Below are 14,995 nucleotides of genomic sequence, written 5' to 3'. Positions count from 1 at the left end.
CGCCATTCGCGTCAGTCGAAGAGTTCGGGCAGCCTGGACGACGGTTCCGGCAGGTCGACCACGCGGACCTGCTCCCAAGCGTCGTCGCGCTTGCACCATTCGGTGACATTGCGCGTCCCGGCGCCGGAGAGGAGCGCTTCGTGGAGCGGGCGAGCCCACGACGCGAAGAGCGCCTGGATCTCGCTGGAGGCGTGCTGCGCCCGCCAGACAGCGTCGAGGTCGAATTGGCCCCCGAAGTCGGCGGCGAGGCGGGCAACCATGAACGCCACAACGTTGGCCCCGTACGACCCGAGTTCCGCCGCCCTGACGGCGGACTGGGCCGACCTGAACAGAATCGCGAGCGACACCGCTTCGCGGTAGAACGCGGGGTCCGGCTTCCATCCCCGCTGGAACTTGTCCGGAAGCTCGGACATGAAGATGGAGAAGTTCTTCTGCGCGCCCCGACTGACCGTCTGCGGACGCTCCCACCAGCACATGAGGAACTTCGCGAGGTCGGTCTTGCTGAAAACGTTGCCCTTTGGACATACCGCATCGAACTCGCGGCGCTTCGCCGCCGTCGAGCCGAACCGCGCGCGGGCTACTTGGTAGGCACCCCGGGTTCTCTCGTAGAACCAGCGCGTCCGCTCCCCAGGGCACCACAGCTGCTCGGAGAGCCGCTCGAGTTCGATGTGGAAATCACTGTTGGCAGATAGGTCAGCCACCTGGATCACGTTCTGCGTGTTGGCGTATCGCGAGATCAAGGGCACGAACTCGGAGAGGCGACCGGCCTCCACCCGGGTCAGCTTCATGGCCACGGCGACTTGGCTGACATCCATCCGGTCGACCTTCTTTGCGCGATGGATGGAGGCGGTGGTCTGGGCGCCATTTACGATCTGGAGACCCCTGACGCGGCGGATGACCGTCTCGCCGTGCCAGGAGCCGGCGTCAATCTCGTCGGCCGTGGCGGTGATGCCGTTGTTGTATGCCAGGAAGCGACCTGACTCCTCGGCAATGGTCCTCCGGATGCCCTTGTTCACGCCCCCCTTCGCCTGCAGGAAAGATCGGACGTTGAACTCGAACAGCCTTGCTCCGTACCGCTCGTAGAGGGCGAAAACTAGGTCACCGGGAAGGATTGCGAGGAACGTCTGGTACTCGCGGGGAGGCGGCCTCATCTCCAGGCATGCCAGCGGTCTACCAAGCATCTCCACGAAGTCGATCTCGATGCGCTCCCGCGTGACCCCCTCGGCGGCCGCACGCTTCAACCGCTCCGCGTCCCAGACTTCAAACTCCACTCGGCGCCCGTGGACCTCCATCGGCGGGATGTCTGCCCCCCTGACCACAGCATCGGTCAGCACGTGGACGCGCACATCCTCAATGCGCGGCAGCTCGGCCGCGATGCGGCGTGCCGCGGCATCGGCGAGGGCGCTTCCGGCGAAGCGGGTCAGGTCGCCCCTCGCCGCGTGCTCGAAGAAGCGCGCCGCCGCCGCCCCTATGCGGACGGTCTCGCTCCGCGGCAGCGTGGCCTCGCGGTCGTCCGGCCTGCGGTAAGCGGTAAAGATCTCCAGCCGAGAAGACTCATCGGGGAGGGAGTAGGCAGCCACGCGACAGCGCGAGCGGCCCGAGGCGTCCTCGTGAGGGCAGAGGTCGTGGGACGCGACGGAACCTGCCTCCTCAAGGTAACCGAGCATGACCTCGGCGAGCGCCACATGCTCCGCGAGTGGCGTCCCCGGCTCGATCTCACCGAGCCGGTCATCAGTCTCCGTACGCAGGTTCGAAAGGAATTCTGCGAGCAGTTGGTCCTCAAACAAATGCCTTCTCCGGCTTCTTCGCGGCCTGCCTTGCCGGTACTGCTCCGGCCTGGAGGCGAGTTCCACAGCGTTAGGCTCTGGAATACGCCCGCCGCCCTTTCCGAACCCGGGCACCGTCGGACTTTCCGGGTGAAGGTGGAGCGGTCACTCCTATCGAACTCCGGAGATGTCCGGCGCCGCGGTGCTAATCCGGCGCCCGTCTCTCCGCCGATCTCCACGCCGCAGAGATGCTCAGGGCCGTCGCGGTCGGAACCATTTCTCCTTTCGGGCGCTAATCCGTTCGACGGTCGCGTCAGAACCCGGCAGAAGGGAAGTGACCCAGCTTGACCCCACGTACGACACAATAGATCCTTGGTGGAACGGTGCAAGACGAAGATCTACCTCGAAAGGGCCCTGGCGGGACGCCGCCGCCGGCGCGACGGCATCGGGGGGACATCATGTCCCCCGAGAAGCGCAGCGCCGTAATGGCCCGCATCAAGGGAAGGGACACTGGTCCCGAACGCGCCGTCGCCGAGGCGCTCCGCGCCAGAGGCTGGGATTTCGAGACCCACGCGCGCGACCTGCCAGGACGCCCAGACATGCTGTTCAGGGAGGCCGGGGTGGCCGTTTTCGTGGATGGCGACTTTTGGCACGGGTGGAGGTTTCCGCAGTGGAAGGACAAGCTCTCCGAGAAGTGGGAGGCCAAGATCGAGGCGAACCGGCGGCGGGACGCTAGGAACTTCCGTCGGCTCCGCCGCGCGGGATGGCGCGTGGTAAGGATTTGGGAGCACCAAATTGGCCGGGATCTTCTCGCCTGTATCGCGCGGATCGAGTCCTTGCTGCCACCATGCGACGGTGCCCGCATCGGCAGCGTCACTGCACGCGGGTGAGGATTAAGCCTGGCCAAACGCCTCGAACCCGTTAGTCTCGCGCATCGTGCGAATCCGAACTCTAGATCTCTTCTGCGGCGGCGGCGGCAGCAGCTGGGGCGCCCAGGCTGCTGGTGCAGAGATCGTCTGCGGCGTTGACGCCTGGGACCTCGCGGTTCGGGCGTACGCGAGCAACTTCTCGACGGCCAAGGCGGTCCACCTGCGGATGACGCCAGAGAGTGGCCCCGCTGACCTCGGCGACATCGGCGAAATCGACCTGCTGCTCGGCTCCCCGGAATGCACTCACCATACCTGCGCGCGCGGGAGTAGGCCGCGGGACGAGGACAGCAAGCGTACTGCCTTCTACGTCACCAACTTCGCCCGGGACCTCAGCCCGCGGCCGCGCTGGGTGGTCATCGAGAACGTCGTCCACATGCGTGGCTGGCACGGCTACGAGCCGCTTCTCACCGAATTGCGGCGCCTTGGGTACAGGACCGAGGTCTACATCCTCGACGCTTCCCGTTTTGGGGTTCCGCAGAGCCGGCGGAGAGTCTTCATCGTCGGCGACCTCGCTGCCCAGCCGCCGTCGGAGGTGCGGGGGCAGCGGGGGCGCGCCCCCTGGGTGAAGGGCATTATTGCCGCAGAGGACGAGGGCCATCGCTCCCGTCCGCTCCGGTCGGAGGGTCGCGCCCCCGCCACGCTGGAGCGCGCCAAGCGGGGCATCGCCGCGCTCGGCGAGGGCACGCCCTTCCTCATCGTCTACTACGGCTCGGACGGCGCCGGCGGATGGCAGCCGCTCGACCGGCCGCTCCGCACCATCACGACGCTGGACCGCTTCGGGCTGGTGACTTGGCGCGGCAGCACACCGATGCTGCGCATGCTCCAGGTGGACGAACTCATGGCCGCCATGGGATTCTGGGGTGGCTACAGCCTCGATGGGATCGGCCAGCGGCGGGACCGCATTCGATTACTCGGCAACGGTGTCTGCCCGCCGGTAATGGCCGCCATTGTCGGGTCTCTGACGCGCGGGGCGGCGCAGACAGCTTCCTGGGCAGAGGACGAGGAAGCTCCGCACGACCCGCCTGGTCCCCTGTTCCTGGCGGCTGCCGAGTAGAAGGAGGCCGGGGCGCACCGTTTGCCTCTGTGAGCGTCATGTGCGAATCTTTTTCCATGACGGACCGCAGCCGTGAACGGCGGTGGCTCATCCTCAGCGAGGACGGCCGCCATGTCTGGCTTGGGCGCTACTCTGACCCGAGCGAGGAAGAGATCGCTTCGGCCGAGGCGTCCCTCGCCGCGCAATCACTTGGGGGCTACGTGGCCGTGGCCGAAGGGGACTATTGGTCGCGGAAAGCCCGCATGACCCTTCTGCCAGTTCGTCCTCTGGGGGGGCCAAGGATTCCTTTCGAGCAGGCGTCGGACGCCTTCGAGGCGATTAGAGCGAGGAGGCTGTCGGAACTGGCCTGACCTGACCCGCCTCCGGTTATGGGGGCGCCCGGTCCAGGAGGGGTCAACCGGCCTATTGTTGCCCCCAATGCTCGGATAGGGGTCTGCGTGGAGAAGGCGAAGGCATCTCCAGATGCTCGGTCGCGTCCGGCGACACGCGTATGACAATCTGTTGCCCGAAGGTGAGCCAGATCGCGGCACGGGCAGAGTTGCTGCTCGAGATGTCCTCCGTCCTACGCTTGTCCCACGGGGAAATGAGGGGGGCGGAGGGAGATTGTGGGCCGGGAAGGCACCATCGGCTGCGCCGAAAACCCCGGGAAGCCAACGGAATACCTCTGATCTCCGCCTTCAGATCAGCACTGCCGTAATCTACGAATCTGGGGGTCAGAGGTTCGAATCCTTTCGGGCGCGCCATACCTTCTCAAGCAGCAAATCGCAGATGATACTGCTTCCGGCACGGGTTTCCGGAGGGGTCCGCTTCACCCCATTCACCCGATCCATTCTTGCTTCCGATTTTTTGGCCGGCTTTTCTGGCCTGGGCATGTCGAGATGGGCCGCCAGCCCGTTCGGCCGCGGGCAGCCCGTGTGTTTCCAGGCTTCACAGCCTCTCTGGAGGCAGCCTGGGTGGTGCTGATGCGGCAGGGCAGGGGGATGGCCCGGGGGCTCCACATTCTGCCTCCTGAGGGCCGCCGCAGCGCTTCCTGAATCGCGATGCAGCGCGGAAAGAAGAATTGCCGGCAGGCTCCGCGATCTGGGGGCGAAGGATTGTTGAACATCTTTCGGCCGCCTGAAGCAGAACCTTAGCGGGAAGGATATCCCCCAGAAGGCTCTCTAGGTTGTGAAAAATTCATATTACACGCATGAGTTGTCTATGCGTTACCCTGCTTAACTAGTGAAAGAGTTTCGCTGAAAAAGAAGGGGGACGTTCAGTGGCTCAGAGTGCTGTGCTGATGTTGCCGGAAGAAGGCGTGGATCTGAAGCTGCTGGGCTCGGATATCGGCGAGATCGACCATCTCGATGCCTATCAGGTGCGGATCGTTTGTCCCGACCGGCTTGCCCTGCGAACGGCGGTGAGCGTCATGAGGGCCCTGGGCTGCGGCATCATCTCCAGCGATCTCCCGCTTCAGCCAACCCGCTACTGAAAGGCGAGGCCGTCCTGGCTTCCCTTGGGAAACGGTACGAAAGAGCATTTTAAGCCGAAACTGCAACCTCCAATTGTCATTATAATAAATGCGCCACCCAGGGTGGCGCGCCTCGCATCGAACCCTCCTCCTCACTTCCCGCCCGGCACGGCAGAGCCGGGCGGGCTTTTGTTTGGGGCGGGTGCGGCCATTGTTTACCGGCCGCGAGCCTCGGCCCAGCCTGGCTGACGATGCCTTGGCTCCCTCACTGGAGCTTACTGCGATCGGGGCGCAACGGCGACCTGCTGCCAGACAGATGGCATGCATGGCCTGGCCCCGCTTTTCATGTTGTCCTTCGTGGCGCGCCGCTTACCGGAAGCGAAGGCAAGCTTGCCCCAATGGAGTCTGGCTGTCCTGCAATGCCTCAGCCGCCGGAAGCCAGCGGCCCCGCCGGCGTCTTGCAGGCCTGGCGTTGCGGGCCCGGAGTGGTGCCGGGGCGGGCGCCGCCTTTCTGCTGCAACTCCTGCGCCACGGCGGTCAGGATCTCGACGAATTTGTCGATATGCGAACGGCCATTCTCGAAGGCCGAGCGGACAAGGCTGGGGGTGAGCTTCATTTCCTCCTGCAGCGGCAGCACCCGCAACTCCGGCCAGAAGGCGGCGGTGTATTGATCAACAAGGGCGACGCCCGCGCCCTGGCAGACCAGGGCGCAGGCCATGTCGGTCTGGTAGGTGTCGATCCGCGCGGCCTGCTGGATGTTGCAATGGCGCAGCGCGGAATGCACCAGCTGCCCGAAGGGAAGCGTCGGGTGGTGGACAATGAGGGGATAGGCGGCCAGCGCTTGCAGCGACACAGCCGCGAGTCGCGCCAGGGCGTGGCCTTGCGGCACCACGGCCACCATCCGCCCTTCCATGATCGGCGTGACGAGCAGATTGGGATGGTCGAGCGGCAGCACCGAGACGGCCAGGTTCACCTTGTTGCCGAGAAGCTCCTGCGCCATGTCGTTGAGCAGCGTCGTCCGGAAGTTCACGCGGATGCCCGGATAGCGCGCCGCGAAGCGCGCGATGGTAGTGGCCATCAATCCGCGCCCGAGGCAGGGGCTGGACGAAACGTTCAGGGTGCCTGAAGGGCCCTCGGCCAGGCTGCCGGCGAATTCGTCGACGCGCAGGGCGCGCTGGTAGAAGTCATCCACCTCCTGGAACAGGATCTCGCCCTCCGGCGTCGGCACGAGCTTGCCGCGCACCCGGTTGAAGAGCTTGAGGCGCAGGGTGGCTTCCGTGTGGGCGACGATGCGGCTGGCCGCCGGCTGCGAGATGAAAAGAAGCTTCGCCGCGCCCTTGATCGAGCCGGTCAGCATCACCGCCCGGAACACCTCCATCTGTCGCAGCTTGAACTTCATCGGGCCGGCCTCGGGCGGATGCCGCCGGAAGGGCGGCGCGTTGCGGTGTTCCTCTGATCCGGAAAGGGAAGCAGGCGGCCGGCATCCCGCCGCGTGGCGCGGTCGGGGAAGGAACCGGCGGGCGGGTGGCTGGCCGCCAGGTTATACCCTGTGCAGATTCTGAAATCGCCACCCCCCTGCGGCGCAACTACCCTTCCGGGCAATACAGGACAGGCCGCGCCGCCCGGTCAGCCGGAAGCGCGGAACAAGAATGGGAGGGAAGGCACAGCATGGACTCACCCCGGCTGCAGCGGCGTGTGGTGATCGCAGCGGGCCTTTTGGCCGGACTGGGCGCGGGCCCCGGCCCGGCTTTTGCCCGGCAATCCTATCCGAGCCGGATGGTGCGGATCTTCTCGCCGGTGGCCGCGGGCAGTGGGTCGGACCTGTTCGCGCGCTTCTTCGCCGCGAAGCTGTCGGACGCGCTGGGCCAGTCCTTTGTTGTGGAGAACCGGCCCGGCGGCGACGGCGTGATCGCCGCCAACGCCGCCCGCGCGGAAGCGCCCGACGGCTACACCCTGCTGGTCGGCAGCAACAGCCCGATGGCCGTCAACGTCGCCACCTTCAGGAACCTTCCCTATGATCCGCGGCAGGATTTCCGCCCGGTTTCCGGCATGACCAGGACCATGGCCATCCTGGTGGTGCCGGGCGACTCGCCATTCCGCACCGTGGCGGATGTCGTCAGGGCCGGGCGCGAAGGCCAGCCGGTGCTTTGCGCCACCTACACGGCCGGATACCAGCTGGCCGCGGCGCAGTTCGCCTCGAAAGCCGGCTTCGCCTTCGAGAACGTCATGTATCGCGGCCTCGGCCAGATCATGACCGACGTGATCGGCGGCCGCCTCGAACTCGCCTGCATCGACACGGCCGGCCCGATCGACACGGTCAAGGCCGGCAAGGTCCGCGCCCTCGCCGTGACGGGAGAGGCCCGCCACCCGGACCTGCCCGACGTGCCGACGCTCAAGGAAAGCGGCTTCGACGCCGTGCATTACAGCTGGACCGCCCTGTTCGCCGATGCGCGGGTGCCCGATCACTGCGTGGAGCGGATCGCCGGGGTGATGCAGGCGGCCTTCGCGCAGCCGGAGGTCAGGGCCTTCATCGCCAACAATGGCGGGGAGATGCTGCCCCTTGCCCCGGACGCGCTGCACCGCTTCCAGATCAACGAGATCGAGCGTTTCCAGAAAGCGGCCCGGGACAGCGGGTTCGAGCCGAAATAACAGCCGTTTTCCATTCCTCCAGCCGGCGCCGCGCGGCCGCCGGACCCTCGCGAGAAGGCGTGCCAGACATGAAGATCGGACTCATCGGGCTGGGCAATATCGGCCAGCATTTCGCCAACCGCCTGCTGGCCGGGGGCCACGAGCTTCTTGTCTATGACCGCGCGGAAGCGGCGATGGAGCGCGCCGTGGCGCGCGGCGCGCTGCGCACGGATAGCGCGCGCGATCTCGCCTCGCGCGCCGGGATCGTCCTGCTCTGCCTGCCGATGCCCGACATCGTGGCCGAGGTGGCCGCCGGCCCCGGCGGCGTGATCGAGGGCACAATGGTGGAGATCGTGGTGGACCTGTCCACCACCGGCCCCAGCGTCACCCGGGAGGTGGCGGACAAGCTCCGCGCCCGTGGCCTGGCATTCCTGGGCGCGCCGGTCAGCGGCGGAACCGCCGCGGCGGAAAAGGGCACATTGTCGGTGATGGCGGCGGGACCGGAGGCGACGTTCAAGGCGGTCGAGCCCTGCCTCCGCATCCTTGGCAGCAACATCTTCTATCTCGGCGAGGATCCGACCCTTGGCCAGACCATGAAGATCATCAACAACACCCTCTACGCCACCAGCATGATCGCCAGTTGCGAGGCGCTGGTTTACGGCGTGAAGGCCGGGCTCGACGCGCAAACGATGCTGGACGTGCTCAACGTGTCCAGCGGCCGCTCCTACGCGACGCTGGAGCGGATTCCGCAATGCGTTCTCGACCGCAGCTTCCCGGTCCGCTTCACCACCGCGCTGCTGCACAAGGACATCAAGATGTGCCTTGAGGAAGCGGAGCGCATCGGCGTGCCGATGATGGTGAACCCCGTCGCGCGGCAATTCCTCGCCTTCGCCATTTCGCAGGGCGATGGCGACAAGGACAATGTTTATCCCATTCGGCATTTCGAGCAGTGGGCCGGCGTGCAGTTCGGCCGCAGGCCCGACGCCGCGGGCTGATCCGGCTTTCCCCTGTTCATCACCGCGATGCCGGCATTGCGCACGACGGATGCCGTCGCGGTGGACACGCCGCGTCCGAAAGGATTGTTCTGCGGGCCGGTGGCCGCGACAGGCGGACGGATGCATGAGCGGCTGAGCGGCCTGCGCCGAGCGCCGCCCGCCAGCAGACATGCCATCCGGCGCCGATGCGGCTCGCGGCCGCGCGGCATTCACGTGGGAGATCCCGGCGGATGGCGATTTCGCATCGTTCCGCCCCTGGTCAGATGCCGGCTTCGTCGCGCACACTGCCGCAAAAGAAACAACAGGGGAGGAAGGCCATGACTCGGACTCCGCGACGCATACCGCGTTTCACGACGACCCGGCGCGGCTGGCTCGCCGGCATGGCGGCGGCCCTGGCCGCGCCCGGCGCGCGCGCCGCGGCAACCGGCTGGCCGCAGCGCCCGATCCGGATGATCTGCCCGTTTCCCGCCGGCGGCACCACCGACATCCTGGCGCGCATCGCCGCCGACATCCTGGCCGAAGCGCTGGGCCAGCCGGTGGTGGTGGACAACCGCTCCGGGGCGGGCGGCAATATCGGCGCCGCGCAGGCCGCGCGCGCGGAGCCCGACGGCTATACCCTGCTGCTGAGCTCGCCCGGGCCGCTGGCCATCAACGGCTTTCTTTACAACGATCCCGGCTTCGACGGGCTGCGCGACTTCGCGCCTGTCAGCCAGGTCGCGGAAGTGCCCAACCTCATTGCCGCGCATCCCGCCCTCGGCGTGAAAACGGCGGCGGAGCTGATCGCCCTCGCGAAGCGGCAGCGGATCGCCTATGGCGAAACCAGCCTCGGCGGCACCACGCATCTGGCGGCGGAGCTGTTCCGCCTCCAGGCCGGGATCGAGGCCGAGCATGTGTCCTATCGCGGCTCCGCGGCCATGATGCCGGACCTCCTCGCGGGGAGGCTCGCCTACGGGGTGGACAACCTGCCTTCCATCCTGCCGCATGTGCGCTCCGGCGCGCTGGTCGGCATCGGCATGACCGGCGCCAGGCGCTGGAGCGGTGCGCCGGACATTCCCGCCATCGCCGAAACCCTGCCCGGCTACGAGGTGACCGCCTGGTTCGGCGTGGTGGCGCCCAGGAACACGCCCGATGCGATGATCCGCCGGATGCAGGCGGCGCTCGCGGCCGGCCTCGCGCGGCCCGCCACCATGCAGAGGCTGGCTGACCTTGGCGCCTCGCCGATCGGGGACGCGCCCGAGGCCTTCGCCGCCCGGATCGCGGCCGAGCACGCGAAATGGGGCGCGGTGATCCGGGACGCCGACATCAAGCTCCAGTGACGCCGCGCCGCCGCGCCCTTCTGGTTCCTCTCCCCGCAACAGCCCCTCAACAGCATGGATGGCTTGCCTGATGTCGGATGCCTACACGGTCAGTGACCTGATCGCCGAGTTCCTCGACGCCTGCGGCGTTTCCACGGCCTTCGGCATCGTCTCGGTGCACAACATCCCCATGCTGGACGCGATCTCGCGGCGCAACGCGGTGCGCTTCGTGACGGCGCGGGGCGAGGCGGGGGCGGGGCACATGGCCGATGGGCATGCGCGCGCCTCGGGCGGCCTTGGCTGCGTGTTCACCAGCACCGGGCCGGGCGCCGCCAATGTGGTGGCCGGGCTGGTGGAGGCGCGCTTCGCCGGCACGCCGCTGCTGCACATCACCGGGCAAACGGCGACCCGCTTCGTCGATCGCGGCATGGGCACGGTGCATGACGTGCCGGACCAGCTCGGCATGCTGCAAGCCTCGGGAAAATCCGCCTACCGAATCCGCTCCGCCGGCGAGGCCCTGGGCGTGCTGACCCGTGCCGCCACCGACGCGCTGACGCCGCCCATGGGGCCCGTGAGCGTCGAGGTGCCGACGGATATCCAGCGCGCCACGCTGCCGCGTCCGGCCACGCTCGACGGCTTCGCGCTGCCGCTGCCGCCGCCCTTGCCGCCGGGGGAGGCGGCGCTGGAGCAGCTTGCCGCGCGCGTGATGCGGGCCAGGCGGCCGATGCTGTGGCTCGGCCGCGGCGCGGCGGGCACGGGGCGGGCGGCGCGGGCCCTGCTGGGCATGGGCTTCGGCATGGTGACAAGCTGGGCCGGGCGCGGCGTGGTGCCGGAAGACCATCCGATGAACCTTGGCGCGCTGAACGGCCAGGGGCTGGCCGGCGTCGAGGCCTTCTATGACAGCGTGGACCTGATGATCGTCGCCGGCTCCCGCCTGCGCGGCCACGAAACCGGCGAGTTCTCCGTGCCGCTGCCGCGCGAACTGGTGCAGATCGATGTGGACCCCCTGGCGGATGGCCGCACCTATCCCAACACGCTGTTCCTGCGCGGCGACGCGGCGCTGACGCTGGAGGCGCTCGTGGCGCGGCTCGACGGCCGCTTCAGCGCCGAGCCCGCCTTTGTGGAGGATTTCCAGGCGCTGAGGCGCGATACCCGCGCCGCCTTCAAGGCGTCGCTTGGTCCCTATGGCGGCTTCGCCGAACAGCTTCGCGCCGTGGTGCCGCGCGACGCGGTCTGGGCGCGCGACATCACCATCAACAACAGCACCTGGGGCAATAAGCTTTTCGCGCTGGATGACACCAGGGCGAACATCTACCCCGTCGGCGCCGGCATCGGGCAGGGGCTGTGCCTGGGCATCGGCGCCGCCCTGGCGCCCGGCCATGGCAGGACCGTGGTGATGACCGGCGATGGCGGCTTCTTCCTCAACATGAGCGAGCTGTGGACGGCCGTGCAGGAGCGGCTCGACATGGTGATCCTGGTGATGAACGACCGCGGCTATGGCGTCATCCGCCACATCCAGGACGCGGTGGCGGATGGCCGGCGGCGCTTCGACACCCTGGCGGCGCCGGAGCTGGAGGGTGTCGCGGCGCTGGCCGGGCTGCCCTTCTGGCGTGTCAGCGATCCCGCGCGGTTCGGCGCCACGGTGGCCGAGGCGCTGGCGGTGCGCGGCCCCACCCTGGTTGAGGTGGACATGACCGCCATCGGCGACCATCCGCCCTATTTCCCCTACGGGCCCAAGGTCGGCGCGAAGCCGGCGTAAGCAGGCGGGGAGCCGTAAACCCTGGCATCGGGCGGAAGCGCGGGCTTGAATTGCCCGCCAACAAGAAATCAACGGGGAGGCAGGAATGACAACACGGCGAATGGCCCTCGGAGCCATGGGCGGCCTTCTGGCGCCCGGGCTGCTCAGGGCGCAGTCCAGCGGCGCCGCATGGAAGCCGAGCCGCCCGGTGAGGATGATCGTCACCTATCCGCCCGGTGGCGTGAACGACATTGTGGGCCGCATCGTCGCCGAGCCGCTGGGCGCCGAGCTGGGCCAGCCGGTGGTCGTGGAGAACCGCGCCGGCGCGGGCGGCAATATCGGCACCCTCGCAGCCGCCCAGGCCGAGCCGGATGGCCACACCATCCTGTTCGGCACCACCGCCATGTTCGGCGTCAATCCTGTTTTGTACCAGGATTCAGGGGTGAACGCCGCGGAGGACTTCCTGTGCCTCGGCACCATCGGCGAGGTCGCCAATGTGCTGTCCGCCGTTCCGAAGCGGAACCAGGCGCGCACGGTGCAGGAATTGATCGCCGAGGCGCGGCGCCGCCCGCTTGTTTATGGCTCCGTCGGCAATGGCAGCTCGTCGCACCTGTCCGCCGTTGTGTTCCTGAAGGCCGCCGGGATCGAGGCGACGCATGTTCCCTATCGCGGCTCCTCGCCGCTGGTGGCCGCCATGCTGGCCGGCGATGTGGATTTCGGCTTCGACACCACCGCGACCTCGACCGGCCATATCCGCTCCGGCGGGTTGCGGCCGCTGGGCGTGACCACCGCGCGCCGGGCCTCGGCCCTGCCGGACGTGCCCACTTTGCGGGAAGCCGGGATCAAGGATTACGATCTGGGCATCTGGTTCGGCCTTCATGTGCCGGTCCGCACCCCGGCGCCCATCTTCGCCAGCCTGCAGAACGCGCTGCTCCGCACTAGAACGGCGCAAACGACCGAGCGCCTGCAAAGGGCCTTTGTTGATCCGCTCGCCGTTCCGGGTGACCAGCTTCAGGAATGGGTGAAGAAGGACAGCCTGCGCTGGCAGGCCATCGCGCGGGAGGCCGGCATCCGCGCGGATTGAGGGCCGCGCCAGGCGGGATGGCCAGAGCATTTTGTTCTGTCGAGCATCTTCACCCGATCAGGCGGTCCCGCCCGATCGGGGTCCGCTCTAGCTTCGCCGGCGGAAGGCGGACGGCGCCTGGCGCGACGCGGGGGTGGCATTTCCCTCGCGGCCGGTCGGGCCGGCGGCCGCGACGCTCCTCAACCCGTCCAGCGCGGTTTGGATGAGGCCGGGATCGCCGGTTCCGGCATGCACGGCATAGGCGGGATGCAGGAATTCGGGCGCGCCGGGCACCAGCGCCAGCCGCCCGCTTTCCAGATGCGGCCTGACAGCGCCCATGCGGAAATAGCCGGACCCGCCCGCTTCCAGGATGTAGCCGAGCCCCAGCGGGCCGAAGCGCGTGTGAAGGGCGAGGTCGCCCTGCGCGGCCAGTCCCGCACCCTGCCGCAGCGCGAATTCCGGCCCCCAATCCACCTGCACATAGTCCGGCGGCCTGCCGGTGCCATCCGGCGGCGTGGCCACCATCACCAGCCTTTCTTCCGCAAGCAATTCCACCTTGAGGCCGGCCCGGTAGCGCGGCGCATACATCACCGCGATGTCGAGGACCCCTTCGGCGACCTGGTCCATCAGCTCCTCCTGCAGCCCGACATGCGCGTGGAGCGCGAGGTCGGGGGCCTCGCGGCGCATCCACAACAGCCAATGGATGAGCAGGGGGTCCCAGAGGCTGAACTCGGCCCCGATGGCGAGCACCGCTCGGCGCCCTGGCGGCACGGCCACCTCGTGCCGGGCGCGCTCCCAGAGTTGCACCAGGGCCGGCGCGTGGCGGAGGAACTGTTCGCCCGCCGGCGTCAGCGAGGCGCCGGTCTTGTTGCGCACGAAAAGCGGCCGGTGCAGCTGGTCCTCCAGCGACCGCATCCGCGCGCTGACCGTGGTTTGGCTGATGTTCAGCCGTTCGGCGGCGCGGATGAAGCTGCCGGCCTCGACAATGGCCAGGAAGGTGCGCGCCAATGCGATGTCCATGGGGCCTCCTGCCGCTCATCGTGCAGGATTCCTGCTGACATCGGGCAATAAGATTCATTTGCATGCTGGGTCCCCCCCGCCAAGATCCATGAGGGCCATCCCTGGCGCTGCCGGGGCGCGGCCAACACGGATGGGGGCCCCGCCATGGCCGAGAGCGAGCCGTCTGACCTGCTGGACCTCATGCTGGCGCTGCGCAACAGGCGCGAAGCCCATGTCCTGGCCACGGTGATCGAGACCGAGGGCTCCGCTTCCGCCCGGCCCGGTGCCAAGGCGCTGATCGGCCGGGATGGCGCGCTGATCGCCGGCTGGGTGGGGGGCGGCTGCGCGGAATCCGCCGTTCGACAGGCCGCGCTGGAAGCCCTGCGGAACCAGTGCCCCAGGATCGTCGCGCTGGACCTCGATGACGAGGTGCTGGGCACCGGGATGCCCTGCGGCGGCAGCATGCGCGTTTATGTGGAGCCCGTCCTGCCGCCGCCGGCGCTCTGGATCCTCGGGCATGGACGGGTGGCGGAATGCCTGTGCCGCTTCGGCGCCACGCTCGGCTTCCGCGCCATCGTCAACGACACGCCGGCGCCGGACCCGGCGCGCTATCCGGACGCGGCCGAGATCATCGGCGATGATTATGGCTATGAACAGCTCACGCCGCTTGCTGGGGATGCTGTGGTGATCGCCACGCAGCACAAGGGCGACCATGTTTCCGCCGTGCGCGCGCTGCGGTCCCCGGCCGCCTGCATCGCGGTGATCGCCAGCCGCAAGCGGTCGCGGCTGGTGCTGGAGTTCCTTCGCGGCGAAGGCTTCACGGAGGAGGAATTGCTGCGGCTCCATGCCCCGGCGGGGCTCGACCTCGGCGCCCGGACGCCCGAGGAGATCGCTTTGTCGGTCATGGGGGAGATCGTCATGCTGCGGCGCGGCGGCTCGGGGCGCCCCATGCGGGACAACGCCGCGCGCCACGGGGCGGAGGCGCCGCAAAGGCGCGCCCGGGCGCCGGCCATCGCGCTGGAAACGCCATGACGGGCTTCCCGCGCCAGGCAGAACACATGGTTCAGGGAGTGATGGG

General features: G+C 68.2%; 13 protein-coding genes. 10 read left to right on the top strand and 3 right to left on the bottom strand.

From position 1 onward, the window contains the following. Positions 1–11: 11 nt before the first annotated feature. On the bottom strand, positions 12–1,787 hold the full coding sequence (locus tag F0Q34_RS11210) for an AIPR family protein (RefSeq protein WP_149812307.1): 1,776 nt from the start codon (positions 1,785–1,787) through the stop codon (positions 12–14). A gap of 437 nt (positions 1,788–2,224) precedes the next feature. On the opposite strand from F0Q34_RS11210, the gene F0Q34_RS11205 reads away from it, so the two are divergent. The 4 genes from F0Q34_RS11205 to F0Q34_RS21800 all read left to right on the top strand — a co-directional run bounded on the left by F0Q34_RS11205 (position 2,225) and on the right by F0Q34_RS21800 (position 5,220). Continuing rightward, positions 2,225–2,656, top strand: a complete 432-nt coding sequence (locus tag F0Q34_RS11205; protein WP_149812306.1) for a very short patch repair endonuclease — start codon at positions 2,225–2,227, stop codon at positions 2,654–2,656. Between the two features lie 46 nt (positions 2,657–2,702). Beyond that, complete coding sequence (locus F0Q34_RS11200) at positions 2,703–3,749, top strand: DNA cytosine methyltransferase (RefSeq protein WP_149812305.1); 1,047 nt, start codon at positions 2,703–2,705, stop codon at positions 3,747–3,749. A gap of 56 nt (positions 3,750–3,805) precedes the next feature. Continuing rightward, positions 3,806–4,099, top strand: a complete 294-nt coding sequence (locus tag F0Q34_RS11195; protein ID WP_149812304.1) for a hypothetical protein — start codon at positions 3,806–3,808, stop codon at positions 4,097–4,099. Positions 4,100–5,046: 947 nt separating this feature from the next. Continuing rightward, the gene (locus tag F0Q34_RS21800) at positions 5,047–5,220 is read left to right on the top strand and encodes a hypothetical protein (RefSeq protein ID WP_161600842.1); all 174 of its coding nucleotides are present in this window, start codon (positions 5,047–5,049) and stop codon (positions 5,218–5,220) included. Between the two features lie 403 nt (positions 5,221–5,623). On the opposite strand, the gene F0Q34_RS11190 is transcribed toward F0Q34_RS21800, so the two are convergent. After that, a complete protein-coding gene (locus F0Q34_RS11190) occupies positions 5,624–6,598 on the bottom strand; it encodes a LysR family transcriptional regulator (protein ID WP_149812303.1) in 975 nt (324 codons plus the stop codon). A gap of 269 nt (positions 6,599–6,867) precedes the next feature. On the opposite strand from F0Q34_RS11190, the gene F0Q34_RS11185 reads away from it, so the two are divergent. The 5 genes from F0Q34_RS11185 (at position 6,868) to F0Q34_RS11165 (ending at position 12,939) form a co-directional block, all read left to right on the top strand. Next, positions 6,868–7,848, top strand: a complete 981-nt coding sequence (locus F0Q34_RS11185; RefSeq protein WP_149812302.1) for a Bug family tripartite tricarboxylate transporter substrate binding protein — start codon at positions 6,868–6,870, stop codon at positions 7,846–7,848. 59 nt (positions 7,849–7,907) lie between these two features. Then, positions 7,908–8,822 (top strand): NAD(P)-dependent oxidoreductase, encoded by a 915-nt coding sequence (locus tag F0Q34_RS11180; RefSeq protein ID WP_370751209.1) that lies wholly within the window; start codon positions 7,908–7,910, stop codon positions 8,820–8,822. Between the two features lie 317 nt (positions 8,823–9,139). Next, positions 9,140–10,138: a Bug family tripartite tricarboxylate transporter substrate binding protein gene (locus F0Q34_RS11175; protein ID WP_161600841.1), complete on the top strand. Its 999-nt coding sequence runs from the start codon at positions 9,140–9,142 to the stop codon at positions 10,136–10,138. Positions 10,139–10,208: 70 nt separating this feature from the next. Continuing rightward, entirely contained in the window at positions 10,209–11,876 is a 1,668-nt protein-coding gene (locus F0Q34_RS11170) for a thiamine pyrophosphate-binding protein (RefSeq protein WP_149812299.1), read from the top strand. A gap of 85 nt (positions 11,877–11,961) precedes the next feature. Further along, on the top strand, positions 11,962–12,939 hold the full coding sequence (locus F0Q34_RS11165; protein WP_149812298.1) for a Bug family tripartite tricarboxylate transporter substrate binding protein: 978 nt from the start codon (positions 11,962–11,964) through the stop codon (positions 12,937–12,939). An 87-nt stretch (positions 12,940–13,026) separates the two neighbouring features. Here the strand turns inward: F0Q34_RS11165 and F0Q34_RS11160 are convergent, their stop codons facing one another. Next, complete coding sequence (locus tag F0Q34_RS11160; RefSeq protein WP_149812297.1) at positions 13,027–13,938, bottom strand: LysR family transcriptional regulator; 912 nt, start codon at positions 13,936–13,938, stop codon at positions 13,027–13,029. Positions 13,939–14,082: 144 nt separating this feature from the next. On the opposite strand from F0Q34_RS11160, the gene F0Q34_RS11155 reads away from it, so the two are divergent. Beyond that, positions 14,083–14,949: an XdhC family protein gene (locus F0Q34_RS11155; RefSeq protein ID WP_174242035.1), complete on the top strand. Its 867-nt coding sequence runs from the start codon at positions 14,083–14,085 to the stop codon at positions 14,947–14,949. Positions 14,950–14,995 lie beyond the last annotated feature (46 nt).

Source organism: Teichococcus oryzae (genome assembly GCF_008386565.1).
In the GTDB taxonomy this organism is placed as follows: domain Bacteria; phylum Pseudomonadota; class Alphaproteobacteria; order Acetobacterales; family Acetobacteraceae; genus Pseudoroseomonas; species Pseudoroseomonas oryzae.
This window is presented reverse-complemented; position numbering and strand designations above follow the sequence as displayed.

Bases quoted from the DNA above. Each gene is read 5' to 3' on its own strand.
- F0Q34_RS11205 (WP_149812306.1), top strand. From the start codon at position 2,225: ATGTCCCCCGAGAAGCGCAGCGCCGTAATGGCCCGCATCAAGGGAAGG.
- F0Q34_RS11195 (WP_149812304.1), top strand. From the start codon at position 3,806: ATGACGGACCGCAGCCGTGAACGGCGGTGGCTCATCCTCAGCGAGGAC.
- F0Q34_RS11190 (WP_149812303.1), bottom strand. From the start codon at position 6,598: ATGAAGTTCAAGCTGCGACAGATGGAGGTGTTCCGGGCGGTGATGCTG.
- F0Q34_RS11185 (WP_149812302.1), top strand. From the start codon at position 6,868: ATGGACTCACCCCGGCTGCAGCGGCGTGTGGTGATCGCAGCGGGCCTT.
- F0Q34_RS11175 (WP_161600841.1), top strand. From the start codon at position 9,140: ATGACTCGGACTCCGCGACGCATACCGCGTTTCACGACGACCCGGCGC.
- F0Q34_RS11170 (WP_149812299.1), top strand. From the start codon at position 10,209: ATGTCGGATGCCTACACGGTCAGTGACCTGATCGCCGAGTTCCTCGAC.
- F0Q34_RS11165 (WP_149812298.1), top strand. From the start codon at position 11,962: ATGACAACACGGCGAATGGCCCTCGGAGCCATGGGCGGCCTTCTGGCG.
- F0Q34_RS11160 (WP_149812297.1), bottom strand. From the start codon at position 13,938: ATGGACATCGCATTGGCGCGCACCTTCCTGGCCATTGTCGAGGCCGGC.
- F0Q34_RS11155 (WP_174242035.1), top strand. From the start codon at position 14,083: ATGGCCGAGAGCGAGCCGTCTGACCTGCTGGACCTCATGCTGGCGCTG.